At 73.6% G+C, this 24,147-nt stretch carries 20 protein-coding genes; 10 read left to right on the top strand and 10 right to left on the bottom strand.

The window, feature by feature from the left end:
* Window positions 1-89 precede the first annotated feature (89 nt).
* From tkt to purT, 3 genes are read left to right on the top strand one after another with little or no spacing between them, the layout of a single operon-like run.
* Window positions 90-2,084, top strand: a complete 1,995-nt coding sequence (gene tkt / locus H2038_RS09905; RefSeq protein ID WP_292112387.1) for a transketolase — start codon at window positions 90-92, stop codon at window positions 2,082-2,084.
* Window positions 2,084-2,920 carry an alpha/beta hydrolase-fold protein gene (locus H2038_RS09900; protein WP_292112384.1) on the top strand — a complete coding sequence of 279 codons (837 nt, stop codon included), beginning with the start codon at window positions 2,084-2,086 and terminating at the stop codon, window positions 2,918-2,920. The genes tkt and H2038_RS09900 overlap by 1 nt, the downstream gene beginning before the upstream one ends.
* 16 nt (window positions 2,921-2,936) lie before the next feature.
* Window positions 2,937-4,136, top strand: coding sequence for a formate-dependent phosphoribosylglycinamide formyltransferase (purT, locus tag H2038_RS09895; RefSeq protein ID WP_292112381.1), 1,200 nt, complete (start codon window positions 2,937-2,939; stop codon window positions 4,134-4,136).
* Here purT and H2038_RS09890 read toward each other — a convergent pair.
* Both H2038_RS09890 and H2038_RS09885 read right to left on the bottom strand, forming a co-directional pair.
* Window positions 4,133-5,398 (bottom strand): S41 family peptidase, encoded by a 1,266-nt coding sequence (locus H2038_RS09890; RefSeq protein ID WP_292112378.1) that lies wholly within the window; start codon window positions 5,396-5,398, stop codon window positions 4,133-4,135. The two genes, purT and H2038_RS09890, sit on opposite strands and share 4 nt — an antisense overlap.
* Window positions 5,399-5,454: 56 nt before the next feature.
* Window positions 5,455-6,027, bottom strand: a complete 573-nt coding sequence (locus H2038_RS09885) for a hypothetical protein (protein ID WP_292112376.1) — start codon at window positions 6,025-6,027, stop codon at window positions 5,455-5,457.
* A gap of 125 nt (window positions 6,028-6,152) precedes the next feature.
* Between H2038_RS09885 and H2038_RS09880 the strand changes: the two genes are divergently transcribed.
* The 5 genes from H2038_RS09880 (at window position 6,153) to H2038_RS09860 (ending at window position 12,017) form a co-directional block, all read left to right on the top strand.
* A complete protein-coding gene (locus H2038_RS09880; RefSeq protein ID WP_292112373.1) occupies window positions 6,153-6,869 on the top strand; it encodes a response regulator in 717 nt (238 codons plus the stop codon).
* Complete coding sequence (locus tag H2038_RS09875) at window positions 6,866-8,395, top strand: ATP-binding protein (protein WP_292112370.1); 1,530 nt, start codon at window positions 6,866-6,868, stop codon at window positions 8,393-8,395. Before H2038_RS09880 ends, H2038_RS09875 begins: the two co-directional genes overlap by 4 nt.
* Window positions 8,396-8,514: 119 nt before the next feature.
* Window positions 8,515-9,522: a type I glyceraldehyde-3-phosphate dehydrogenase gene (gap, locus tag H2038_RS09870; RefSeq protein ID WP_292112368.1), complete on the top strand. Its 1,008-nt coding sequence runs from the start codon at window positions 8,515-8,517 to the stop codon at window positions 9,520-9,522.
* Window positions 9,523-9,694: 172 nt separating this feature from the next.
* Window positions 9,695-10,891, top strand: coding sequence for a phosphoglycerate kinase (locus H2038_RS09865; RefSeq protein WP_292112366.1), 1,197 nt, complete (start codon window positions 9,695-9,697; stop codon window positions 10,889-10,891).
* A gap of 100 nt (window positions 10,892-10,991) precedes the next feature.
* Window positions 10,992-12,017: a class I fructose-bisphosphate aldolase gene (locus tag H2038_RS09860; protein ID WP_292112363.1), complete on the top strand. Its 1,026-nt coding sequence runs from the start codon at window positions 10,992-10,994 to the stop codon at window positions 12,015-12,017.
* Window positions 12,018-12,063: 46 nt separating this feature from the next.
* Here H2038_RS09860 and H2038_RS09855 read toward each other — a convergent pair whose 3' ends face one another.
* Entirely contained in the window at window positions 12,064-12,696 is a 633-nt protein-coding gene (locus H2038_RS09855) for a DUF2799 domain-containing protein (RefSeq protein ID WP_292112361.1), read from the bottom strand.
* 137 nt (window positions 12,697-12,833) lie between these two features.
* Between H2038_RS09855 and H2038_RS09850 the strand changes: the two genes are divergently transcribed.
* Window positions 12,834-13,820, top strand: coding sequence for an RluA family pseudouridine synthase (locus H2038_RS09850; RefSeq protein ID WP_292112510.1), 987 nt, complete (start codon window positions 12,834-12,836; stop codon window positions 13,818-13,820).
* A gap of 222 nt (window positions 13,821-14,042) precedes the next feature.
* Entirely contained in the window at window positions 14,043-14,930 is an 888-nt protein-coding gene (gene rpoH, locus H2038_RS09845; RefSeq protein WP_292112360.1) for an RNA polymerase sigma factor RpoH, read from the top strand.
* Window positions 14,931-14,937: 7 nt separating this feature from the next.
* On the opposite strand, the gene H2038_RS09840 is transcribed toward rpoH, so the two are convergent.
* From H2038_RS09840 to H2038_RS09810, 7 genes are all read right to left on the bottom strand, one after another.
* Complete coding sequence (locus H2038_RS09840) at window positions 14,938-15,744, bottom strand: response regulator (RefSeq protein ID WP_292112355.1); 807 nt, start codon at window positions 15,742-15,744, stop codon at window positions 14,938-14,940.
* A gap of 71 nt (window positions 15,745-15,815) precedes the next feature.
* Window positions 15,816-17,111: an adenylosuccinate synthase gene (locus H2038_RS09835; RefSeq protein WP_292112353.1), complete on the bottom strand. Its 1,296-nt coding sequence runs from the start codon at window positions 17,109-17,111 to the stop codon at window positions 15,816-15,818.
* A gap of 84 nt (window positions 17,112-17,195) precedes the next feature.
* Window positions 17,196-18,350, bottom strand: a complete 1,155-nt coding sequence (locus H2038_RS09830) for a phosphoserine transaminase (protein WP_292112350.1) — start codon at window positions 18,348-18,350, stop codon at window positions 17,196-17,198.
* Window positions 18,347-19,243, bottom strand: coding sequence for a DnaJ C-terminal domain-containing protein (locus tag H2038_RS09825; RefSeq protein ID WP_292112347.1), 897 nt, complete (start codon window positions 19,241-19,243; stop codon window positions 18,347-18,349). Before H2038_RS09825 ends, H2038_RS09830 begins: the two co-directional genes overlap by 4 nt.
* A 91-nt stretch (window positions 19,244-19,334) precedes the next feature.
* Window positions 19,335-23,045: a glycoside hydrolase/phage tail family protein gene (locus H2038_RS09820; RefSeq protein WP_292112343.1), complete on the bottom strand. Its 3,711-nt coding sequence runs from the start codon at window positions 23,043-23,045 to the stop codon at window positions 19,335-19,337.
* The gene (locus H2038_RS09815) at window positions 23,045-23,497 is read right to left on the bottom strand and encodes an NlpC/P60 family protein (protein ID WP_292112341.1); all 453 of its coding nucleotides are present in this window, start codon (window positions 23,495-23,497) and stop codon (window positions 23,045-23,047) included. Before H2038_RS09815 ends, H2038_RS09820 begins: the two co-directional genes overlap by 1 nt.
* Complete coding sequence (locus H2038_RS09810; RefSeq protein WP_292112338.1) at window positions 23,494-24,147, bottom strand: DUF2163 domain-containing protein; 654 nt, start codon at window positions 24,145-24,147, stop codon at window positions 23,494-23,496. Before H2038_RS09810 ends, H2038_RS09815 begins: the two co-directional genes overlap by 4 nt.

The raw sequence follows: 24,147 nt of genomic DNA, 5'->3' as shown, positions 1-24,147 counted from the left end.
TTCTCCTCGAAAGCGTATAGAACCCGCGGGCGCGCCGGGGTAAAGCGGCGCGCCTCCCTTTTTCCGCCTCCCGACGAAAGGTCCCCGCCGTGACCGACGCCAAAGCCGTATCCGCAAAGCCCTCGACGAAGCAGATGGCCGACGCCATCCGCGTGCTGGCGATGGATGGCGTGGAGCAGGCGAAGAGCGGCCACCCCGGCATGCCGATGGGCATGGCGGATGTGGCGACGGTGCTGTTCAGCCGGTTCCTGAAGTTCGACGCCAGCCGCCCCGACTGGGCCGACCGCGACCGCTTCATCCTGTCGGCCGGCCACGGCTCGATGCTGATCTACGCCCTGCTGCACCTGACCGGCTACAAGGCGGCGACGAAGGCGGAGCTGTCCAACTTCCGCCAGTGGGGCGCGCGGACGGCGGGCCACCCCGAGTACGGCCACATGCCGGGCGTCGAGACGACCACCGGACCGCTGGGCCAGGGCCTGGCCAACGCGGTCGGCTTCGCCATGGCCGAGCGCCATCTGGCCGCCCGCTTCGGCGAGGACCTGGTGGACCACCGCACCTGGGTGATCGCGGGCGACGGCTGCCTGATGGAAGGCGTGTCCCAGGAGGCCATCACCCTCGCCGGCCGCTACCGGCTGAACCGGCTGACGGTGCTGTGGGACGACAACGAGATCACCATCGACGGCAAGGTGTCCCTGTCCGACGCCACCGACCAGAAGGGCCGCTTCAAGGCCGCCGGCTGGGCCGTGAAGGCGATCGACGGCCACGACGAGCACCAGATCCGCGCCGCCCTCAAGTGGGCGACGAAGCAGGACAAGCCGACGCTGATCGCCTGCCGGACGAAGATCGGCCGCGGCGCGGCGACCATGGAGGGCAGCCACAAGACGCACGGCGCCGCCCTGGGCGCGGCCGAGGTGGCGGCGACCCGGCTCGGGCTGTCGTGGACCCACGACCCGTTCGAGCTGCCGGAGAACATCGAGAAGGCCTGGCGCAAGGTCGGTCGTCGCGGCGCCAAGGCGCGCAAGGCGTGGGAAGCGCGGCTGGCCGCCTCTCCGCAGGCCGCGGAGTTCACCCGCGCCATGAGCGGCGAGCTGCCGGCGGGGGCCTTCGACCGGCTGGACGCGAAGATCGCCGAACTGGTCGAGACGAAGCCGGCGCAGGCCACCCGCCAGGCCTCGGGCGCGGCGCTGGACGAGCTGTTCGCCGCCGTTCCCGAACTGATCGGCGGCTCCGCCGACCTGACCGGCTCGAACAACACCTTCGTCAAGGGCACGCCGATTTTCGACGCGCCGACCTACGAGGGCCGCTACGTCAACTGGGGCATCCGCGAGCACGGCATGGCCGCGGCCATGAATGGCATGGCCCTGCACGGCGGGGTGATTCCGTACGGCGGCACCTTCATGGTGTTCTCGGACTACAGCCGGCCGTCGATCCGGCTGGCCGCGCTGATGGGCGTGCGGGCGATCCACGTCCTGACCCACGACTCGATCGGGCTGGGCGAGGACGGGCCGACCCACCAGCCGGTCGAGCACCTGGCGTCGCTGCGGGCGATCCCGAACCTGCTGGTGTTCCGCCCGGCCGACACGGTCGAGGCGATGGAGTGCTGGCGCCTGGCGCTGGAGCACCGCACCTCGCCCTCGGCCCTGGCCCTGTCGCGGCAGAAGACGCCGGCCGTGCGCACTGTCGCGGCGACGGAGAACCTGTCGGCCCGGGGCGCCTATGAGCTGAAGGCGGCGAACGGCGAGGCGAAGGCGACCCTGTTCGCCACCGGCACCGAGGTGGCGGTGGCGCTGGCGGCCGCCGAACGGCTGGAGGCCGAAGGCACGCCGACGCGCGTCGTCTCGGTCCCCTGCTTCGAGCTGTTCGAGCAGCAGGACGCCGGCTACCAGGCCTCGGTGATCGGCCGCGGCACGGCGCGGGTCGCGGTCGAGGCCGCGGTCAAGCAGGGCTGGGAGCGGTTCATCGGCGAGGACGGCGGCTTCGTCGGCATGACCGGCTTCGGCGCCAGCGCGCCCGCCGAGGTGCTGTACGAAAAGTTCGGGATCACCGCCGACGCGGTGGTCGAGCAGGTCAAGGCGCGGCTCTGATGCGCCGGGCCCTCGCCGCCATCACGGCCGCGGCGGGGATCGGCCTCGCGCCCGGCGCGCTCGCCCAGACCGCGCCGGCGGAGACGCCGATCGTCATCGGGACGTCCTACGCCCTGCCCTCGGCCGCCTATGGCGGGACGCGCGAGATCAACGTCTGGCTGCCGCCCGGCTACGCGGAGAGCGCGGCGACCTATCCCGTCCTCTACCTGCTGGACGGCGGGACCACCTGGCAGGACTTCCACCACATCTCCGGCCTGGCCCAGCTGGGCACGGTGAACGGCACGACGCGGGACGTGATCCTGGTCGGGGTGGCCTCGGTCGACCGGCGGAACGAGCTGGCCCTGCCGACGGAGAACCCGGAGCTGATCGCCCGCTACCCGACCCAGGGCGAGTCGGAGCGCTTCCGGCGCTTCCTGGCGGAGGAGGTGCAGCCCTTCGTCGAGGGCCGCTTCCGCGGCAACGGCGAGACGGCGCTGATGGGCGAGTCGCTGGCCGGGCTGTTCGTGGTGGAGACCTTTCTCAAGGCGCCGGAGATGTTCGACGCCTACGTCGCGGTCAGCCCGAGCCTGTGGTGGGACGGCGGACGGCTGGCCGAGCAGGCGGGGGCGCATCTGCGCGACCATTCCAATGCGCCGCGGACGCTGATCCTCACCCTCGGCGACGAGGGGCCGGAGATGCAGGCGCCGATGGACCGGCTGGTCGCGAACCTGCGCGACCACGCCCTGCCGGCGCTGGACTGGTCCTTCACGCCCCGGCCGGGCGAGAGCCACGCCACCATCTACCACGGGGCCGCGCTGGACGCCTTCCGGCGGCTGTTCCCCGTTCCCACGCCCTGATCCCGAGGACGCCCCGATGAAGCTCGGCACTCCGCTGTCCCCCTCCGCCGTCCGCGTCATGCTCCTCGGGGCCGGGGAGCTGGGCAAGGAGGTGGCCATCGAGCTGCAGCGGCTGGGGGTCGAGGTGATCGCCGTCGACCGCTATCCGAACGCCCCGGCCATGCAGGTGGCGCACCGCAGCCACGTCATCCCGATGACCGATCCCCAGGTGCTGAACGGCGTCATCCTCGCCGAGGCGCCGCACATCATCGTGCCGGAGATCGAGGCCATCGCCACCGAGGTGCTGGCCCATATCGAGGCGGCCGGGCTGGCGACGGTGATCCCCACGGCGCGGGCGACGCAGCTGACCATGAACCGCGAGGGCATCCGCCGCCTGGCCGCCGAGGAGCTGGGGCTGCCGACCAGCCCCTACGCCTTCGCGGGCTCGGCGGCGGAGCTGGCGGAGGCGGCGCAGCGCATCGGCCTGCCCGTCTTCGTCAAGCCGGTGATGTCGTCCTCGGGCAAGGGCCAGTCGATGGTCGAGGCGCTGGAGGACGCGGCCAACGCCTGGGCCTATGCCCAGTCCGGCGGCCGGGTGGAGACGGCGCGGGTGATCGTCGAGGGGCGGATCGAGTTCGACTATGAGATCACCCTGCTGACCGTGCGCTCGCTGCGCGACGGCGAGGTGGTCACCGACTTCTGCGACCCGGTCGGGCACCGCCAGGAGAAGGGCGACTATGTGGAGAGCTGGCAGCCGCAGGCGATGAGCCCGGCGGCGCTGGCCGGGGCGCAGGAGATCGCGGCCAAGGTGACGGGGGCCCTGGGCGGGCTGGGCGTGTTCGGCGTCGAGCTGTTCGTCCGCGGCGACGAGGTGTGGTTCTCCGAGGTGTCGCCGCGGCCGCACGACACCGGACTGGTGACCCTGGCCAGCCAGACGATGAGCGAGTTCGCCCTGCACGCCCGCGCCATCCTCGGCCTGCCGGTGGACGTGAGCCGGCGCGATGTGGCGGCCAGCGCGGTGATCTACGGCGGCGTCGAGGCGGCGGGGATCGCCTTCGAGGGCGTGGCCGCGGCCCTGTCGGTCCCGACCGCCGACCTGCGGCTGTTCGGCAAGCCGGAGAGCTTTGCGCGGCGGCGCATGGGCGTGGCGCTGGCGCGCGGGGCGGATGCGGACGAGGCGCGGGCGCGGGCGCGCGAGGCGGCGGGGCGGATCCGGCCGGTCGCGGACGGGGTCTAGGAAGCCGGCGCGGTCGGCGACGCGGCGGCGAAGGCCGGCTGCGACAGCGCCTCGATGGCGGCGAGCAGGGCCGCATCCGGGCGGGCCGGCGCCGGCGTGCGCACGTCGGGGATCACCCCGCGCTTCTCCAGCCGCACCCCGCCGGCGGTGACGAAGTCCGCCCGGCTGAGGGTCAGGCGGCCGCCGTCGGGCAGGCGCGTCTCCTGGGAGATCAGCACCGCGCCGGCGGTGGGCTCGCCGATCACCACCGCCCGGCCGGCCTCCTGCAGGGCCGCCGGGGTCAGCTCGGCCGCGCTGCGGCTGTCGCCGTCGACCAGCACGGCGACCTCGTGCGGGGCCGGTTCGGTGAGGGGGCCGCAGCCGCCGCCGGTGCGCATCTCGACGCGCCGGCCGGAACGGCCCGTGCGCGTCGCCCACGGCTGGTCGCGCGGCAGGAAGCAGCTGAGCACCGCGTCCGCCTCCATCAGCCGGCCGCCGGGGTTGCCGCGCAGATCGAGGACCACGTCGGCCTCGGGCGGGGTGTGGGCCAGCTGCTCGCCCATCCAGCGGCCGAGGCCGGCCTCGAAGCCCTCGACCCGCAGCACGACGACCCCCGGACGGGAGCGATCGGCGACGAAGGCGGGCTCGGGCTCGAGATACTCCGGCGCCACCTCCAGCGGCCGAGGCCGGCCGTCGGCGTCGACGAGGGCGAGGCGCACGACCTCGCCGGCGGCGACGTCCTGTTCGGGGCTCCAGACGCCGGGGACGTCGGTGTCGAGCCGCCAGCCGGTTTCGACTCCCGCGCGGGCGGCGGGGGAGTCGGGACGGACCCGCTCGATGCGGTAGCGGCCCGAGGCGGGGTCTTCCGCCCGCAGGGTGATGCCGATGGCCGGACGCCGGTCCCGGCGGCTGTCCTGGCGCCGGGCGACGGCCGGGGGCGCGGCCCCGGCGTGGGCGTCGTCGAGCAGGTCGAGCATCTCGTTGAGCGCCGCGTAGAGGGCCCGGTCGTCCGCGGCCGCCACGGCGCGGGGGCGGAAGGTGCGCCGCGCGGCGTTCCAGTCGACCCCGTGCAGGTCCGGGTCGTAGTACTGGCTGCGCACCTCGCTCCAGACCCGGTCGAAGACCTGCCGGTTGATCCGCTCGCGGGCGCGGTCGGGGCCGGCCGGGGCGGACGCGGCGGCCTCCGTCCCCTCCGGGCCGCGCGCCTGCGCCGGCGGCGCGAGCAGCACGAGCCCGGCGGCGACGGCGACGGCGAGACGGTCGAGACGGCGGCGGAGGCTCATGGATCGACGTTAGGACGCCGATCCCCGGGTCGCCAAATCACGAAGTCGCCGGACGATCAGTCATCGTCGCGTCGTTCGATCCGGCGGGTGAAGACGCGGACCTCGCCGTCGCCGTGGTGCTCGCCCTCCTCAAGGTAGCCCGAGCGGTCGGCGTCCAGCCGGGCGAAGACCTCGCGCGGGCGGGCGGTGAACTCCGCCTCGCTGACCTTGCCGTCGCCGTCGGCGTCGAGCGGGGCGTCGAAGTGGGAGACGTGGGGGCCGCCCTCCCCGCCCGGGCCGCGGATGAAGATCTCGTGGTGGTCGCCCGGCCCCGGCAGGCGCATCTCGAAATGGCGCATGCCCGGCTCCCCGACCCGCAGCATCATGACATCGCCGGCGGCGCCGTGGCCTTCGGCCATCTCCTGCGAGGAGAGGCGGCCGTCGCCGTCGGCGTCCATGCGGTCGAAGGCGTCGGCCATGGGCGCGGTGAATTCCTCGCGGGTGATCTCGCCGTCGCGGTCGCGGTCGATGGCGCCGTGGCCGGGTCCCGTCAGCATGAAGCGGACGAGCGGCTCCGGCGGCGCGGGCGGCGGCGGCGGGGCGGGGGGATTCTGCAGCAGGGCGGCGGAGAGGGCGATCAGGGTCAGCATGGCGATCCGTTCCGTTGCGGAGGCCGGAAGATCAGCACGCCCGGCTTGCGCCCATGTTTCAGGGCCGCCGGCCAATGTTTCAGAGCTGAAATGACGCGGAGCGGCGCCTCGGTCAGAATGGCGGAATGCAGAACGAGACGCAGCGCATTCTCGTCGTCGACGACGATCCCGGCATCCGCGAGGTGCTGTGCGAATACCTGTCCCAGCATGGCTACGAGGCGGAGGGGGCCGGCTCGGCGGCGGAGATGGACCGCGCCCTGGCGGCGCGCGCCGCCGACCTGATCGTGCTGGACCTGATGATGCCCGGGGAGGACGGCCTGTCGGTCTGCCGGAGGCTGGCCGGCAAGGGGCCGCCGCTGGTCATGCTCAGCGCCATGGGCGAGGACACCGACCGCATCATCGGCCTGGAGCTCGGCGCCGACGACTATCTGGCCAAGCCCTGCAATCCCCGCGAGTTGCTCGCCCGGGTGCGGGCCGTGCTGCGGCGGCCGCGCGACGCGGCGGCGGAGGAAGGTCCGGCGCTGGCCTTCGCCGGTTGGCGCCTCGACCTGCTGCGGCGGGAGCTGACCCGCCCGGACGGGCGGCTGGTCCCGCTCTCCGCCGGGGAGTTCGCCCTGTTGCGCGCCTTCGCGGAGCGGCCCGGCCGGGTGCTGACGCGGGAGCAGCTGCTGGAGCGGGCGCGCGGCGCCGACGCTGACGTGTTCGACCGGGCGATGGACGTGCAGATCAGCCGGCTGCGCAAGAAGCTGGACGACGGCTCGGGACTGGAGATGATCCAGACCCTGCGCGGCGAGGGCTATATGTTCGACGTCAAGGTCGAGCGCCGCCGGGGCGCCGCATGAGACGCGCCTCCTCGCTGCCGGTCGTGGTGCAGGTGGGGGCGCTGGCCGCCCTCGCCGTGATCATGTCGCAGGCCATCGCCTTTGCGGTGGTGGTGCTGGCCCCGGAGCCGCGGCCGTCGGGCTTCAGCATCTCGACGGCGGCGCGGGCCCTGCGCGGCGAACCGGCCGAGACGGCGGACGGCCGCGCCCTGCGGCGGCGGCTCACCGATCGCCCGGTCGAGCGCAGCGCCGCCGACGCGCGCGACCCGCTGGCCCTGGCGATCCGCGCCGGCCTCGCCAACAGCCTCGACGTGTCCCCCGATCGCGTCGCGGTGACGATCAAGGCGCCCGCGGGAGTGCGCCTGGCGCCGCCCGGCCTCCCGCGGCGACGCGACGCCGGGGACGTCGCGGCCCGCGACTTCATCTTCGTCAGCCGGAGCGAGAACCCCGTCGTTCCGCGGCCGCCCAAGCCGCCGGCGCCGCCGACGCCGGGAGGCCGCGTCTCGGAGGAGATCCGGTTGCCGCTGCCGTCCCACGGGCATCTGGCCGGACCGTCGCCGATCGTGATCAACGAGACGACGCGGCATTTCACCCTGGTGGCCGACCGGCTGACCTTCGCCCCCTTCTCGGCCTCGCTGAAGCTGGACGACGGCCGCTGGGCGACGGTCGAGCCGCCGCGCGGGCTGCTGTCGCCCTGGCAGGCGCGGGTGCTGCTGGCGCTGGCCATCTCGATGCTGCTGCTGGCGCCGCTGGTGTGGTGGATGGCGCGGCGGCTGACCCGCCCGATCCGCGCCTTCGCCGAGGCGGCCGAACGGCTGGGGGCCGACCCGGAGGCGCCGCCGCTTCGCCCGTCCGGGCCCAGCGAGGTGCGCACCGCCATCGACGCCTTCAACGACATGCAGGCCTCGCTGCGCGACCACATCCGGCAGCGGACCCAGACGGTGGCGGCGATCGCCCACGACCTGCGCACGCCGCTGACGCGGCTGCGCTTCCGCGCCGAGCAGGCGCCGCCGGAGGTGCGCGAACGCATGGCCGCCGACATCGAGGAGATGGACGCCCTGATCGGCCAGGCCATGGCCTTCGTGCGCGGCGAGACCACGCCCGAAAGGCTGGAGCCGCTGGACCTCGCCGCGCTGGCGGCCGACTGCGCCGCCGGCTTTGCGGAGACCGGCGCCACGGTCGCTTTCGATGGGGCCGACGCCCTGCCGACAGCCGGCGATCCGGCGGCGCTCAGGCGCGCGCTGGCCAATCTGATCGACAATGCGCTGAAGTACGGCGGGGGCGCCCGGGTGCGCGCCTTCGCCGCCGACGACGGCGCGGTGGTGGAGGTCGAGGACGACGGCCCGGGTCTGCCGGAGGCGGAGCTGGAGGCGGTGTTCGAGCCCTTCCACCGCGCCGAGCGCTCGCGCAGCCGCGAGACCGGCGGCGCCGGCCTCGGCCTGACCATCGCGCGGCAGGCGGCGCGCGCCGCGGGCGGCGACGTCACGCTGCAGAACCGGACGGAGGGAGGGTTGCGAGCGCGCCTGGTCCTGCCGCTGGCGCCCTGAACGGTCGAAGCCGAAGCGTTACAGTCAATCACGGCTTGTTACAGGTGCGGGGTTGAAACCCTGCGCCGCCGGTTCCATTGAAGCGCCAACCAGAACCCCCGCTTCCAGGAGCCCGCCCCATGACCGTCCGCGTCGCCATCAACGGTTTCGGCCGCATCGGCCGTCTCGTCCTGCGCTCGATCGTCGAGCACGGCCGCACGGATATCGAGGTGGTGGCGATCAACGACCTGGGGCCGGTGGCCACCAACGCCCACCTGCTGCGCTACGACTCGGTGCACGGCCGCTTCCCCGGCACGGTCGAGAGCGGCGAGGACTGGATCGACGTCGGAACCGGCAAGATCCGGGTCACGGCCATCCGCAACCCCGAGGAGCTGCCGCACAAGGACCTCGGCGTCGACATCGCCATGGAGTGCACCGGCCTGTTCACCTCGAAGGACAAGGCCTCGGCGCACCTGAAGGCCGGCGCCAAGCGGGTGCTGGTCTCGGCCCCGGCCGACGGCGCGGACAAGACCATCGTCTTCAAGGTCAACCACGACAGCCTGACCGCCGACGACATCGTCGTCTCGAACGGCAGCTGCACCACCAACGCCCTCGCGCCGGTGGCCAAGGTGCTGAACGACCTGTTCGGCATCGAGCGCGGCTACATGACCACCATCCACGCCTACACCGGCGACCAGCCCACGCTGGATACGATGCACAAGGACCTGTACCGCGCCCGCGCGGCGGCCCTGTCGATGATCCCGACCTCGACCGGCGCCGCCAAGGCGCTGGGCCTGGTGCTGCCGGAGCTGAAGGGCAAGCTGGACGGCTCCTCGATCCGGGTGCCGACCCCGAACGTCTCGGTCGTCGACCTGAAGGTCGTGGCCGGCCGCGAGGTGTCGGTCGAGGAGATCAACAACGCGCTGCAGGCGGCCGCCGACGGCCCGATGAAGGGCGTGCTGATGACCACGATGGACCCGGTCGTGTCGATGGACATGAACCACGTCTCGGCCTCGTCCACCGCCGCCCTGCCCCAGACCCAGGTGGTCGACGGCAAGCTGGCCCGGGTGCTGAGCTGGTACGACAACGAGTGGGGCTTCGCGACGCGGATGAGCGACACCGCGCTGGTGATGGCGAAATTCCTCTGATGGGGCGCCCACCTCCCCTTCGCGCGGCGATGGGGAGGGAGGCCGCGCAGCGGTGGAGGGGCTCCCGCCGCCGCACCGAACCCGGGGCCGACCGCCCCTCCGGAACGACGCGCAGGCGCGTCGCGCCAGCTCCCCATCCGCTGCGCGGACGGGGAGGAGACAGGAGACGCTCATGACCTTCCGCACCCTCGACGACGCCCGTGACCTCGGCGGCAAGACCGCCCTGGTGCGCGTGGACTTCAACGTGCCGATGGAGGACGGGCGGGTGACCGACGACACCCGGCTGCGGGCGGCGGTCCCCACCATCCAGCGGCTGCGCGACGCGGGGGCGAAGGTCGCCCTGCTGGCCCACTTCGACCGGCCCAAGGGCCAGCGGGCGCCGTCGATGAGCCTGGAGCCGGTGGTCGACGAGCTGGAGAACCTGCTGGGCGCGCCGGTGCGCTTCGCCCCCGACTGCGTGGGGCCCGAGGCGAAGGCGGCGCTGGCGGATCTCGACGTCGGCGGGGTGATCCTGCTGGAGAACGTCCGCTTCCACGCCGGCGAGGAGAAGAACGATCCGGCCTTCGCGGCGCAGCTGGCGGAGCTGGGCGACGTCTACGTCAACGACGCCTTCTCGGCGGCGCACCGCGCCCACGCCTCGACCGAGGGGCTGGCCCGCCTGCTGCCGGCCTACGCCGGGGAGTCGATGCGGCGCGAGCTGGAGGCGCTGGACAAGGCGCTGGGGACGCCGGTCAAGCCGGTGCTGGGCATCGTCGGCGGGGCCAAGGTCTCGACCAAGCTGGACCTGCTGAAGAACCTCGTCGGCAAGCTGGACCGGCTGGCCATCGGCGGCGGCATGGCCAACACCTTCCTGTTCGCCCAAGGGATCGACATCGGCGGCTCGCTGGCCGAGCGCGACATGGCCGACACGGCGCGCGAGATCCTCGCCGAGGCCGAAGCGAAGGGTTGCGAGATCCTGCTGCCGCGCGACGTGGTGGTGGCGACCGACCTCAAGCCCGGCGTCGAGACCCGCACCGTCCTGGCCCGCGAGGCGATCGCCGAGGACGAGAAGATCCTCGACGCCGGTCCGCTGACGGTCGAGGCGCTGGTCAAGGCCATGGCCCTGTCGCGGACGCTGATCTGGAACGGGCCGCTGGGCGTGTTCGAGGTCCCGCCGTTCGACGCGGCCACCGTCAAGGCGGCGCAGGCGGCGGCCCAGCTGGCCAAGACCGGGGCGATCACCGCCGTGGCCGGCGGCGGCGACACGGTGGCGGCCCTGCACCACGCCGGGGTGGCCGAGGACATGACCTTCGTCTCCACCGCCGGCGGCGCCTTCCTGGAATGGATGGAGGGCAAGCCCCTGCCGGGCGTCGAGGCGCTGCGCGCCTGAGGCTTGCGCCGGGCGGCGGCGAAGCCGCTGTAACAATGCGTGACTTTGGGCGTTGAGGGGGCTAGATGACCCCCAAACAACAAGGGCTCAGGAGGCACTCATGGATCTGGCGGCGCTCAACGCGGTGGCCGAGGCGATGGTCACGCCCGGCAAGGGCATTCTGGCGGCCGACGAATCCACCGGCACGATCAAGAAGCGCTTCGACGCGATCGGGGTCGAGAACACCGAGGAGAACCGTCGCGACTACCGCGAGTGCCTGTTCCGGGCCGAGCAGACCATGCGCGAGCACATCTCGGGCGTGATCCTGTTCGAGGAGACCCTGTACCAGGATGCGAAGGACGGCACGCCGCTGGTCGACCTGATCACCGCCGCCGGCTCGATCCCGGGCATCAAGGTCGACAAGGGCGCGACCAAGATGGCCGGCTTCCCGGGCGAGACCGTGACCAAGGGCCTCGACGGCCTGTCCAAGCGCGTCCGCGCCCACTACGAGCGCGGCGCCCGCTTCGCCAAGTGGCGGGCGGTGATCGACATCGCCGACGGCATCCCCACCTGGGGCTGCGTCAAGGCCAACGCCCACGCCCTCGCCCGCTACGCCCGCATCTGCCAGCAGGAGCAGGTGGTGCCGATCGTCGAGCCGGAGGTGCTGATGGACGGCGCCCACGACATCGACCGCTGCGACGAGGTCACCCGCTGGACCCTGCAGACGGTGTTCCAGGAGCTCTACGAGCAGCGCGTGGCGCTGGAAGGCATCGTGCTCAAGCCCAACATGGTGATCTCGGGCAAGGGCGCCCGGCGCCAGGCCTCGGTGCAGGAAGTGGCCGAGCGGACCATCGCGGCGCTGAAGGCGACCGTGCCGTCGGCGGTGCCGGGCATCGCCTATCTGTCGGGCGGCCAGACCGACGAGCAGGCCACCGCCCACCTCGACGCCATGAACCGCATCGGCGGCTTCCCGTGGAAGATGACCTTCTCCTACGGCCGCGCCCTGCAGGCCGCGCCGCAGCGGGCCTGGTCGGGCAAGGCGGAGAACGCCGTGGCCTGCCAGGAGGCCTTCCACCACCGCGCCCGCATGAACGGCCTCGCCTCGCTGGGCCAGTGGGAGCAGGGGCTGGAGAAGAAGGCGGCCTGATCCGCCGACCCCGGGGCGGTCGTCCGGCCGCCCCGACCGTCCGCCGTCAGCGGTAGCGCGACTCCATCCGCCAGCGCACGTCCCGGGCCCGGTCCTCGGCGTCGTCGAGCTCGCGCTGGGCCCGCCGCCATTCGCGCTCGGTGTCCTCGCGCTCGCGGCGGATCTCGCGAATGCGGTTGCGGATGGTTTCCCGCTCCTCCTCGGTCAGCCCCTCGGCGCGCAGCTCGCGCTGCTTGGCGTCGAGCTTGTCGTCCAGCTCCTCCAGCCGCGCGGCGTTGCTGTCGATCCGGCTGCGGGCCTCGTCGACAGCCTGCTCGGCCAGATGGATGGCCCGACCGTCCTCGTAGGCGATCAGGAAGTCGCGCTCGACGCCCGACGGGCACACCCCGGCGTAGGCGCCGCCCTCGGCGCCGACCCGGAAGCCGTTGGCGACGGTGCAGTAGCGCAGCACGCCCTCGCTCCAGCCGGCGCGATAGGCCGCGTCGTCCGGAACCACTCCGTGCTTCGCGCAGGCCTGGGCGTGCTCGCCCAGCCGGCTCATGGCGAAGCCGGCGGCGCCGTCGTTGAAGCCCTGACCCGTCCAGTCGCCGGCCAGGCACTGCTCCTCGCTCATGGTGGCGCAGCTGCCGAGCCAGACGGCGGCCCCGGCGAGCAGAAACGCGGACAAGACGGTGCGCATGGGCCCCTCCCCCGAAAGACCGTTAACCTTTGCCTCAAGCGTGGCTGTGGGGGAAGCCCCGCGTTGACCGGCGCGGGGCGCCTCATGCAAGACGGGGCGCCGCCCGAGCGGCGGAGCCCGCCGTGTCCGAAGAGCCCCTGATCAGCGAAGACGACGACCCGACGGTGCTGGAAGCCCGGATCGAGGCCGGCGGCGGGCGGCTCGACAAGGCGCTGGCGGACGCCTTTCCGTCGCTGTCGCGGGCGCGGCTGCAGGCCCTGCTGGCGGACGGCGCCGTGCGCCGGGACGGGCAGCCGGTCGCGGGCGGTTCGGCGAAGGCCGCCCCCGGCCTCTATACGGTGACCCTGCCGCCGGTCGCGCCGGCGGACCCGCAGCCCGAGGCGATCCCGCTGACCGTGCTGTTCGAGGACGCCGACCTGATCGTCATCGACAAGCCCGCGGGCATGGCCGCCCATCCGGGCCCCGGCAGCGAGACCGGCACCCTGGTCAACGCCCTGCTGCACCACTGCGGCGACAGCCTGTCCGGCATCGGGGGCGTGGCGCGGCCCGGGATCGTCCACCGGCTGGACAAGGACACCTCGGGGGTGATGGTCGCGGCCAAGTCAGACCGGGCCCACGCCGGCCTCTCGGCCCTGTTCGCCGCCCACGACATCGAGCGCACCTACATCGCGCTGACCCGGGGCGCGCCGTCGCCGGCGCGCGGGCGCATCGAGACCCTGATCGGGCGCTCGTCCTCGGACCGCAAGAAGATGGCGGTGCTGCGCGCCGGCGGACGCAATGCGATCACCGACTATGTGGTGGAGGCGGTCTACGGCGCGCCGGCGAAGCCGGGGGGCGCGCCCATGGCGGCGCGCGTCGCCTGCACCCTGCACACCGGCCGCACCCATCAGATCCGGGTGCACCTCGCCTCGAAGGGCGCGCCGATCCTGGGCGATCCCGTCTACGGCTCCGGCAGTCCGGCGGCGCCGGTGCGGGAGGCGATCGCCGCGGCCGGCCTGACGCGGCAGGCGCTGCATGCGGCGGTGCTGGGCTTCGTCCACCCGGTGACGGGCGCGTCGCTGCGGTTCGAGACCGCCCCGCCCGCCGACATGCGCGCCCTCGAGGCGCGACTCGCCGCTCTCTGACCGCCGCCGCGAAGTCCGTCTTGATTAAGGACGGACTATGGGGTACAAGACGGTTCATTCGGTGCAGTGGCGCCGGGGCAACGGTCACGCTTCGCTGTGACGATCCGCCTCTGACAAAGACGGAAACCCGATCCTATTTCACCGGTTGAGGGGCGAGACGCCGGCGCACATCCGTGGCCGGCGACGCAGGGCCCGCTCGTTTCTTACGGTCGGAGGGACCACATGGCTGCAACCAGATCGCTCGCGATTATGTCGCCTGAACAGGGACTGTCGCGCTACCTGACGGAAATCCGCAAGTTTCCGATGCTGAGCAAGGACGAGGAGTTCATGCTCGCCAAGCGGTGGTCCGAACACCAGGACCCGGAGGCGGCGCACCGCCTCGTCACCTCGCACCTGCGCCTCGTGGCCAAGATCGCCATGGGCTACCGCGGCTACGGCCTGCCGATCGGCGAGGTGATCTCCGAGGGCAACGTCGGCCTGATGCAGGCCGTCAAGAAGTTCGACCCGGACAAGGGCTTCCGCCTGGCGACCTACGCCATGTGGTGGATCCGCGCCTCGATCCAGGAATACATCCTGCGCAGCTGGTCGCTCGTGAAGATGGGCACCACCGCGGCGCAGAAGAAGCTGTTCTTCAACCTCCGCAAGGCCAAGAGCCAGATCTCGGCCTTCGAGGAAGGCGACCTGCGCCCCGAGCACGTCGAGTCGATCGCCACCAAGCTGGGCGTGACCCAGCAGGACGTGATCGACATGAACCGCCGGCTCGGCGGGGACGCCTCGCTGAACGCGCCGCTGCGCGCCGACGGCGAGAGCGAGTGGCAGGACTGGCTGGCCGACGACACCGCGGTCTCCCAGGAGACCCGCCTCGCCGAGGACGAGGAGAAGTCGATCCGCATGGGCCTGCTGCAGGAGGCCATGGAAGAGCTGACCGACCGCGAGAAGCACATCCTGACCGAGCGCCGCCTGAAGGACGACCCGGTGACGCTGGAGGAGCTGGCCGGCCAGTACGGCGTGTCGCGCGAACGCGTGCGGCAGATCGAGGTCCGCGCCTTCGAGAAGCTGCAGAAGGCGATGCGGGCCGCCGCCGAGGAGCGGAACCTGGTCGACGCCTGACGGCGGCTCAGCCCGCCTTCCGCAGCGGCTCGGCCTGGTGCATCGCCAGCAGACCGCCGATCGGGGCCGAGAGGATCGCCTTGGTCGGCGGGCCTGACGCGAGGCTGACTTCCAGCGCGCCGACGGCCACCGCCAGCCGGGAATCGGACGTCTTCATGGCGATCGCCTTGAGGGCGCCCGCCTGCTCGCGGATCGAACGCGCCGCCTGCAGCGGGTCGCGATCGAACTGATCCAGCGCCGAGGCGAGGATGCGCATGGCCTGGTCCTTCGCCGCCACGACCGCCTCGGCGGCGCTCGCCGCGCGGTCGCTGCGGCGCTTGCCGGGGCCGGAGAATTCGCCGGAGTTGAAGCGGCGCCGGTCGGGGCCGACGTACTCGACCGCCTCGATCCAGTCGCGCGGCTTCAGGGCCACGTTCTCGACCCGGCGTTGCAGGTCGGCGCTGGTGTAGGGCTTTCTCAGGAATTCGTGGACCCCTGCGTCCCGCGCCCCGAGGATGGTGGAGGCGGTGGCGTCAGCGGTGACCATGATGATCGGGGCGCGGCGGCACGGCAGGTCCGACCGCCGCAGACGGCGGGCGAAGGACTCCCCGTCGATGCCGGGGCCGCCCCGCTCGGTGAAGACGATCCCGGGCTCCAGCGCCGCCGCGGCCTTCATGGCGCGGCCGTCGGTGGTCTCGACCACGACCTCGCGGGCGCCGAGCGCCTTCATCAGGTCGGTCAGCAGACGCGCGGCGTGCGGATTGTGGTCCAGGATCAGGACACGCCTGGTGACCGGCTCAAGCCGGGCGAGGATGCGACGATCAACTGCAAACAATGCGGGGCCTCCAGCTCCTCCCAGTCTGGCGGAACAGGGTTAAGGCCGCTTGAACGCGGTTACGCCGCGTCTCAGCCCTGGAACGGATCGCGCATCAGGATGGTGTCGTCCCGCTCTGGGCTGGTCGACAGCAGCGCCACCGGCGCCCCGATCAGCTCCTCGATGCGGCGCACGTACTTGATCGCATTGGCGTTCAGGTCGCGGAAGCTGCGCGCCGAGGCGGTGCTCTCGCTCCAGCCCTCCAGCTCCTCGAACACCGGCTCCGCCGCCGCCTGCGCCTTCAGGCTGGACGGGAGATGGTCCAGCACCCGGTCGCCGAGGCGGTAGCCGACGCAGATCTTCAGCGTCTCCAGGCCGTCGAGCACGTCCAGCTTGGTGAGGGCGATGCCGTCGATGCCGTTGATCGCCACCGACTGCCGCACCAGCACCGCGTCGAACCAGCCGCAGCGGCGGGCGCGGCCGGTGTTGACGCCGACTTCCCGGCCGACGGTGGCCAGGTGCTGGCCGACGGCGTCGTTCAGCTCGCAGGCGAACGGCCCCTCGCCCACCCGGGTCGTATAGGCCTTCACGATGCCCAGCACATAGCCGACGGATTTCGGGCCGACGCCCGCGCCCGCCGCCGCCTGCCCGGCCACGGTGTTGGAGCTGGTCACATAGGGATAGGTGCCGTGGTCGACGTCGAGGAAGGCGCCCTGGGCGCCCTCGAACAGCACCCGCCGCCCGGCCCGCTGCGCCTCGTCCAGCACCTTCCACGCCGGCTTCACGTACGGCAGGATCTTCGGCGCGATCTCGAGCAGCTGGGCCAGCAGCGCATCCGGGTCGATCGGCTCCAGCCCGAGGCCCGCCCGCAGGGGATCGTGGTGCAGCCGCAGCCGGTCGATCTTGACCCGCAGGTCGTCCGCGTCGGCCAGGTCGCAGACGCGGATGGCCCGCCGTCCGACCTTGTCCTCATAAGCCGGTCCGATGCCGCGGCCGGTGGTGCCGATGCGGGCGCCCGGGGCGCTGGCGGCCGCCTCGCGGGCGACGTCGAGGGCGGGGTGGATGGGCAGGATCAGGCAGGCATTGTCGGCGACGGTCAGAAGCTCGGGGGTGATGCGCACCCCCTGCGCCTCGATCTTCTCGATCTCCCCGACCAGGTGCCAGGGATCGACCACCACGCCGTTGCCGATGATCGACGGCTTGCCCTGGACGACGCCCGAGGGGAGCAGGGCCAGCTTGTAGACCTTGCCGTCGACGACGAGGGTGTGGCCGGCGTTGTGGCCGCCCTGGAAGCGGACGACGAGGTCGGCCCGGTTCGACAGCCAGTCGACGATCTTGCCCTTGCCCTCGTCGCCCCACTGGGCGCCGACCACCGCCACGTTCGTCAAGACGTCTCTCCGCCGATCCGTTTCCCCGGAATGCGGGCGCAGCCTATAGCGGCGGAATCAGCGGGTGTCGCGGCGGGCGGCCGATTATTCGTCCAGCGCGGTCTGCCAGGCCCAGTCCAGCCAGGGGGTCAGCGCCTCGATGTCCGCCGTGTCGACGGTGCACCCGCACCAGATGCGCAGCCCGGCGGGCGCGTTGCGGTGGCCCTCGACGTCGAAGGCTGCGCCCTCGTCCTCCAGCAGCCCCTTGATGCGCCGGACCAGCGCCTGCCGGCCGCTCTCGTCCATCGCGGTGACTCGCGGATCGACGAACTTCAGGCAGACCGAGGTGGTGGACCGTGTGGCGGGGTCCTCCGCCAGATAGTCGATCCAGGCCGTGCGCCGCACCCAGGCGTCCAGCGCCGCCGCATTGGCCCCGGTCCGCGCGATCAGCGCCGGCAGCCCCCCGGCGCCGAGTCCCCACTGCACCGCGTCGATCCAGTCCTCGATCGTCCAGATCGAGAAGGTGTTGATCATGGAGCCGGAGGCCAGGGCCCGATCGAAGCCTTCGGCGTTCCGCAGGCGCAGGACCTTGGGCACGGAACGCGGCGGCGCATGGCGGTCGAGCCGCTCGACCGCCCGGGGCGAGAGGGCGGCGACGCCCAGCCCCGCCTCGCCCCCGAGCGCCTTCTGGAAGCTGAAGGTCGCCACGTCCAGCCGGTCCCATGGCAGCGGCATGGCGAAGGCGGCGGAGGTGGCGTCGCAGATCACCAGCCCCTGGCGATCCTTCGCAAGCCAGTCTCCGCCGGGGGCGCGGACGCCCGAGGTCGTGCCGTTCCACGGGAACACGACATCGCAGGCCGGGTCGACGCGGCTGACGTCGGGAAACGCCCCGTAGGGCGCGGTCAGCACCTCGGGATCCAGCTTCAGGTGGTCGCGGATGTCGGCGGCCCAGACCTGGCCGAAATTCTCGAACGCCAGCACCTGCACGGGCCGCGGGCCGAGCAGCGACCACAGGGCGGCTTCCACCGCCCCGGTGTCCGAGCCGGGCACATAGACCAGCCGCCAGTCATCCGGAACCTGCAGGAGTTCGCGGGTGAGCGTCAGGCCCTCGGCGAACCGCGCCACCACCTCCGGCGCGCGGATGCCGCGGCCGAGCAGGGCGTGCGGCAGCGTCTGGCTCGACCAGCCCGGCCGCTTGGCGGTCGGGCCCGAGGAGAACCAGGGGCGCGCGGGCCGGATGTTGGGGCGCACGGGGGTCAATCGCGGAACGGCCGGATCGGCCCCTGGTCGCGGACCTGCTGGGCCCACTTCGTCAGGAGAGGATCCTCGCCCTCCGGGAGCACGATCATCAGCCGGGCCAGCAGGTCGCCCCGCTTGCCGGCGGCGTAGGCGCCGCGCCCCTTCAGGCGGAGCTGCCTGCCCGAGCTGGAGCCCTTGGGGATGGTCACGCTGACCGTGCCCTCGGGCGTCCGCACCGGCGTCTTGCCGCCCAGCACCGCGTCGGCCAGCTGGACCGGCAGATCCATGGTCAGGTCGGCGCCGTCCCGGGTGAACACCGGGTGGGGCGCGATCCGCAGTTCGATCAGGGCGTCGCCGTTCTCACCCCCGCGGCCGGCCGCCCCCTGGCCCTTGAGACGGATGACCTGGCCGTCGGAGGCGCCCTTGGGGATGGCGACATCGAGCATCCGCCCGTCGGAGAACTGGATCCGCCGGGTCGCGCCGCTGATCGAGTCCTCGAGGCTGATCTCCAGCGTCGCCCGCACGTCGGGGCCGCGCGCCGTGAAGCCGCCGCGGCCCGGCCGGGCGCCCCCGCCGAACATGCCGCCGAGAATCTCATCCAGGTCGATGTTCTCGAAACCGCCCCGCGCGCCGCCGGCGCCGAACGGGCCCTGCCCGCCCCCGCCGCCGGAGAAGCCGCGGAACTGCTCGCGCCCGTCCGCGTCGATCTCGCCGCGGTCGAATTTCGCGCGCTTTTCGGGGTCGCCCAGCAGGTCGAAGGCCGCGGTGATGCGCTTGAAGCGTTCCTCCGCCGCCTTGTCGCCGGGGTTCTTGTCCGGGTGCAGATCCTTGGCGAGCTTGCGGAACGCCTTCTTGATCTCGTCCTGGCTCGCCCCCCGGGCCACGCCCAGTTCCTTGTACGGATCGCCCGCCACTCGAATGCCGCTCCGTTCGGGCCTCGGCCCGTCCACTCACAGAGCCTCCAGTTAGGGCATCGGCGCCGTTCCGCAAAGGCGCCGGGGCGGCTCACCCGGGACGGGCGACGGTTTCCGCCCCCCAGCCCCACGCGTCGCCCCATGCGCTGACGGCGAAGCGGAGCTCCGGGACGCCGGCGGGAAAGTCGGCGATGAGGTTGGCGGCGGGGTAGACGGCCGCGGCCTGGTTGACCTCCAGCGTCCGCACCTCGGTCGATCCGTCCAGCACCCGCACGCGGAAGCGGCCGGGGGCGTCCGCCCCGGTCGCGCCGTCCCAGCGATCCCCGTCGACCGGCGACCGCGGGATCCAGCCCACGGCGTAGCCCCCGTCCGGCTGGAGAACCGCCCGCACATGCGCCGGGCTCCAGGGGCGCGCCGCCAGGCCGCGGGCGGTCCAGCGCCGCTCGGCCGGCCCGGGCCCGCCGGCGACGGCGCCCGCCGGCCCGGCGCGCCAGATCAGCGGCAGGCCCCGCTCGGCCGGGCCGAGGTCGGCGCGCGGCGGCGCGGCGTCGAGAAACACGCAGGTCGCCCCGGCCGGGGCGGCCGCGGCGGCGCCGCCCTGCTGGCCGCGCAGCAGCCCCGTCAGCCGCCAGGTCTCGCCGCCCACGAGCGTGGCCTGCCGGAACTGCAGCAGCTCCCACTCGTCCTCGGCCGACTCCACGAGCACGGCGTTCCCGCCGGCGAACACTCCGGCCGCGGACCGGCTCTGCGGCGCCGGCCCCTCGACCCGGACCTCCAGCACGGCGACCTCGTCCCACCGATGCCTCGGCCCGGCCGCAAGGGGGGCGGTCAGAACGCCGACCGCCGCCGGCGTCGCCACTTCCCCGCGCGGCGACAGGGAGTCGGGGCCCGGGCCGGCCAGGATCCGCATCGGCCGCCACGGCTCGGCGGCGACCACCGCCAGCGGGCGGTCGTCGGTCTCCGCGCCCGGCAGCGGCGGCGCGTCGATCAGCCGAAAGAACGGCGGGCCGACGACGATCACCGGCTCGGGCGGCGCCGGCGCGGGCTCTTCCGCCGGGGGACGCACGGGCGCGGCCGGCTCGAGCGTCGCCGTGACCGACCCGGCGGCGTCGAGGCGCGCCACCCGCCAGGCGCCGCTGCGTCCTTCGACCGCCACCACGTCGCCGGGCTCCAGCCGGAGCGCCTCGACCGGTCCCGGCCGGATGATGAGCCGCTCGGGGCCGCCGTCGTACAGGGCGCGCTCGGCGGCGGTCCGGGCCAGCCCCTCCCCGCACACCGCCGGCAGATCGAGATCGACCCCGCCCCCGCCGCCCTCGCGCCGCGCCGTCACGGCGCCGGTGCGGTAGTCCGCCGCGCCGTCGATGAAGCGCACCCGCACCGCGTGCGGCGGCGGCTCCAGCGCGCGCTCGGCCGCGACCCCCGAGCCCTCGTCTTCGATCGCCAGCCTCGCCGGCTGCAGGGTCGCCTCCGCGGGGCCGGGACCGCGCACCGACACCCGCCCCCCGCGTTCGCAGACGGTCAGACCCAGGGCCGCCGCCAGCGGGCCGAGGGCGTCCCGGGTCGTCATGGGCCGGTCGAGGACATAGCCCGCCACGCCCTCCGGCGCGGCCTCCACCTCGAAGCCGTCCTCGGGCAGCCCGCCCCGGCGGAGCAGGGCGGCGACGAGGTCGCTCGTCTCCCCCGACAGCCGCCCGTTCAGCCAGTGCCCGGTCCGCCACGCCGCCGCGTCGGCCCAGACGTCGGCGCGCCCCGGAAAGGCGGGCCACGGCCGCGCGTCCCAGCACCATGCGTCGAGCCCCTCCAGCATGGGCCCGCCGTAGACGGGGGAGACCGGATTGGCCCCGGCGAAGTGCGCCAGCACCGCCTCCAGCGCGCGCCGCTGCAGGCGGTCGTCGCGGGCGCCGCCGGAGTGCGGCGGCAGGGCGCTTTCGGCGCTCTTCGGATCCTGGAACAGGTTGGGCGCATTGGCGCCGCGGTCGACGGCGGCGCAGCCGAACTCCGTCAGCCGGATCGGCTTCATCCCGGGCTGCCAGGCCGTCGGCTGCGCCCGGCGCAGTCCGCCCGGCCGGTCGTGGTGGGCGTGGCTCCACCATCCCTCGAGGTCCTTGACGCGGTAGATCCAGTCCTCGCCGTGCGCGGCGTCCACGATCGGCGTCCGGGTCTGGGCGGCCCGATCGGCGTCCGAGGCGTACCACCAGTCGAAGCCCTCGCCGCCGGCGACCTGGGCGGCGAGGTAGGCGGGGTCGTCCGGGCCGGAGAAGGCCGCGGCGTCGAGGCCGCCGTCGCCGCCTCGCCAGTCGCCCAGCGGCGGATACCAGTCGACGCCCACGTAATCGATCGCCGGATCGGCCCACAGCGGATCCAGGTGAAACAGCACCTCGCCGCCGCTGCGGTCGCCGGCGTATTCCGACCAGTCGGCGGCGTACGACAGGCGCACGCCCGGACCGGCCACGGACCGGCACTCCGCCGCCAGGGCGCGATAGGCCTCGACCGCCGGGAAGCCGCCGGCGGCGTCGCGGGTCAGGGTCAGGCCGCGCATCTCGGAGCCGATCAGCAGGCCGTCGGCGCCGGTCTCGGCGGCGAGGCGCGCATGGTGCAGCGCCATGCGCCGCAGCCCCCAGCCGTCCGCGCCTCCGAACGCCGCCGCCACGTCTCCGGCGGCGAACTCCCCCGGCCGCCCGGTGATCCGGCCCCGCCAGGGATAGGGCGCCTGCTCCGCGTCGCCCCGGGGATCCGGCAGGCCGTTGCCCGGCGGGATGTCCATGAAGATGAAGGGGTAGAGGGTGACCTCCAGACCCCGCGACTTCAGCTCCGCCACCGCCTGCCGGACGGTGTCGTCCGACGGGGTCCCCCCGTAGGCCGGACCGCCGCCGCTGCTGGAGATCAGGTGCGCCGTCTGCCGGTTGAGCCCCGCCACCGACCAGGCCAGCGGCTCCGTCGGCTTGTCGCGCCGCTCCACCCCCGGCCGGACGACGAGATGGCCGGCGCGGAGATCCGTCCCGAACCAGCCGACCACGAGGCTCACCCGCCGGAGGTTCGGGCACTGCGCCTGCAGCTGGTCGAGCGAGGCGGCGAGATCGGTCCGCCCCTCGCCGCTGTGCAGGTTCTCGGCCGCGGTCCGGGTCAGCCCCTCCCGCCGCAGGACGGGCGTCGTGGCCAGCACGAACTCGCCCGCGCCGGGGATCAGGCACACCCCCTCCAGCCGGTCCTCCAGGCGCGGCGTGCTTCCCCGCGGCCGCCGGAACACTTCGAAAGCCAGCTGCGGCGCCCGGTTGCCGTAGGTTCCGATCGGCAGGTCCTCGAACACCGCATAGGCGACGCCGCGATAGGCCGGAGCCTGGCCCTCGACCGCCTCGATCAGCGGATCCGGCGCCTGCTCGGGTCCGCCGCGGTGCACCCGCATCGTCACCCCGCTCAGGTCCATCGGCTGTCCGTCGGCCCAGACCCGGCCCACGCCGTCGATCTCGCCCTCGCACAGGGCCACGGCGAAGCTGAGCGTGTAGCCGTACTCGACCGTGCGCGGGCCGCCCTTGCCGCCGGACGAGGTGCGCCGGCTTTCGAGGAAGCGGGCGGCCCAGATCACCTGCCCCGTCACCCGCGCCCGGCCGAACACGCACGGCAGCGGCGCGCCCTCCGCGGCCCCCTGCACCTGCAGCCCCTGCAGGCGCGGCCCACGCTGCCGCGGCGGCTCCAGCCGGGCGATGGCGGCGCCGTCCAGCAGGCGGCCCGCAAGGCTGCCGAAGGTCGCCCCGACCGGCCCGCCGAGGGCGCCGCCCGCCGCGCCCAGGATCATCTGCGCCATCAGATCTCTCCCGTCGGCGGCGCAGGCCAGGAGAAGGCCGCGACGAGACGACGCCGCCACCAGTCGCCCATCCAGCTCTCGACCACGGACCGCGCCCAGTAGGCGTGGATCATCCGGCTCGCCCCCTCGCTGCCCTTCGCGCTGAGGATGGCGCAGTGCTTCGCCGGACAGCCCGGCGCCATGCGAAACAGCAGCACGTCGCCGACCTCCGCGCGGGCGACCGGGATCTCGGTCAGCCACCGTCGCGCCGCCGCCCACAGGGTCTCGGCCCCGCCGGTCTCCGCCCAGTCGGGGGTGTAGGGCGGCGGCGCCTCGGGCTCCGGCCCGATCACCTCGCGCCAGACGCCGCGGACCAGGCCGAGGCAGTCCGCCCCCTCCCCCTTCACGCTCGCCTGATGCCGGTAGGGGGTGCCGATCCAGCCGCGCGCGGCGCTCAGCGCCCGCGTCCTCATCGCCGGCTCCCGCCGTCGTGCCGCCCGCCCGGCGCCGGCGTCGCCGTCAGGAAGTCGTCGCCCGGCGCGTCCGGAAAGCCCTGGAAGTTGACGCCGTTGGCGAAGACGGCGGTGCAGGTCTCCCATCGACCGTCGCAGGCGAGGCCGGGGAAGGCCGCCGTGTCCACCCGGCAGCGGGCGTCGCCCAGCACGGCGTCGCAGCCGCGTCCGCAGGTGCGGCCGACCACCCGTTCCAGCGCCGCCAGCGGCCCCTCGAGCTCCGCGACGAAGCCGCCGTCCTGCCGCCGGATGCGGCTCAGCCTCGCCCTCTGCAGGCGCACCCGCAGATCGGGCCGCGCCCAGTCCACCCGCCACAGCTCGACGACCGCATCGTCGTACAGCCCGGCTTCGACGTCCGTCTCGCGGATCGCCTCGTCGTCGAGGCCGCCGGCGACGGTCAGGGACCCGCACGGCCCGCCGGCCTCGCCCTCCAGCGCGCCGGCAGTCCAGCCGCTCGCGGCGCGACAGACCACGTCGCCCACCGGCAGGTCGCGGTCGTGGTCGGTGAACCCCAGCACGACGCCATCCCGACGCGTCAGGATCCAGGCGTGGCACAGCATCGCCGCGCCGCTCTCGAGGCGGGCGGCCAGCTCTCCCGGAATCTCGCGCAT

The organism is Brevundimonas sp., from assembly GCF_013912005.1.
Classification (GTDB): Bacteria; Pseudomonadota; Alphaproteobacteria; order Caulobacterales; family Caulobacteraceae; genus Brevundimonas.
This window is presented reverse-complemented; position numbering and strand designations above follow the sequence as displayed.

Bases quoted from the DNA above. Each gene is read 5' to 3' on its own strand.
- rpoH (WP_292112360.1), top strand. From the start codon at position 14,043: ATGGCTGCAACCAGATCGCTCGCGATTATGTCGCCTGAACAGGGACTG.
- H2038_RS09815 (WP_292112341.1), bottom strand. From the start codon at position 23,497: ATGAGGACGCGGGCGCTGAGCGCCGCGCGCGGCTGGATCGGCACCCCC.
- H2038_RS09810 (WP_292112338.1), bottom strand. From the start codon at position 24,147: ATGCGCGAGATTCCGGGAGAGCTGGCCGCCCGCCTCGAGAGCGGCGCG.
- H2038_RS09885 (WP_292112376.1), bottom strand. From the start codon at position 6,027: ATGCTGACCCTGATCGCCCTCTCCGCCGCCCTGCTGCAGAATCCCCCC.
- H2038_RS09855 (WP_292112361.1), bottom strand. From the start codon at position 12,696: ATGCGCACCGTCTTGTCCGCGTTTCTGCTCGCCGGGGCCGCCGTCTGG.
- gap (WP_292112368.1), top strand. From the start codon at position 8,515: ATGACCGTCCGCGTCGCCATCAACGGTTTCGGCCGCATCGGCCGTCTC.
- H2038_RS09865 (WP_292112366.1), top strand. From the start codon at position 9,695: ATGACCTTCCGCACCCTCGACGACGCCCGTGACCTCGGCGGCAAGACC.
- H2038_RS09880 (WP_292112373.1), top strand. From the start codon at position 6,153: ATGCAGAACGAGACGCAGCGCATTCTCGTCGTCGACGACGATCCCGGC.
- H2038_RS09890 (WP_292112378.1), bottom strand. From the start codon at position 5,398: ATGAGCCTCCGCCGCCGTCTCGACCGTCTCGCCGTCGCCGTCGCCGCC.
- H2038_RS09875 (WP_292112370.1), top strand. From the start codon at position 6,866: ATGAGACGCGCCTCCTCGCTGCCGGTCGTGGTGCAGGTGGGGGCGCTG.
- H2038_RS09860 (WP_292112363.1), top strand. From the start codon at position 10,992: ATGGATCTGGCGGCGCTCAACGCGGTGGCCGAGGCGATGGTCACGCCC.
- H2038_RS09820 (WP_292112343.1), bottom strand. From the start codon at position 23,045: ATGGCGCAGATGATCCTGGGCGCGGCGGGCGGCGCCCTCGGCGGGCCG.
- purT (WP_292112381.1), top strand. From the start codon at position 2,937: ATGAAGCTCGGCACTCCGCTGTCCCCCTCCGCCGTCCGCGTCATGCTC.
- H2038_RS09900 (WP_292112384.1), top strand. From the start codon at position 2,084: ATGCGCCGGGCCCTCGCCGCCATCACGGCCGCGGCGGGGATCGGCCTC.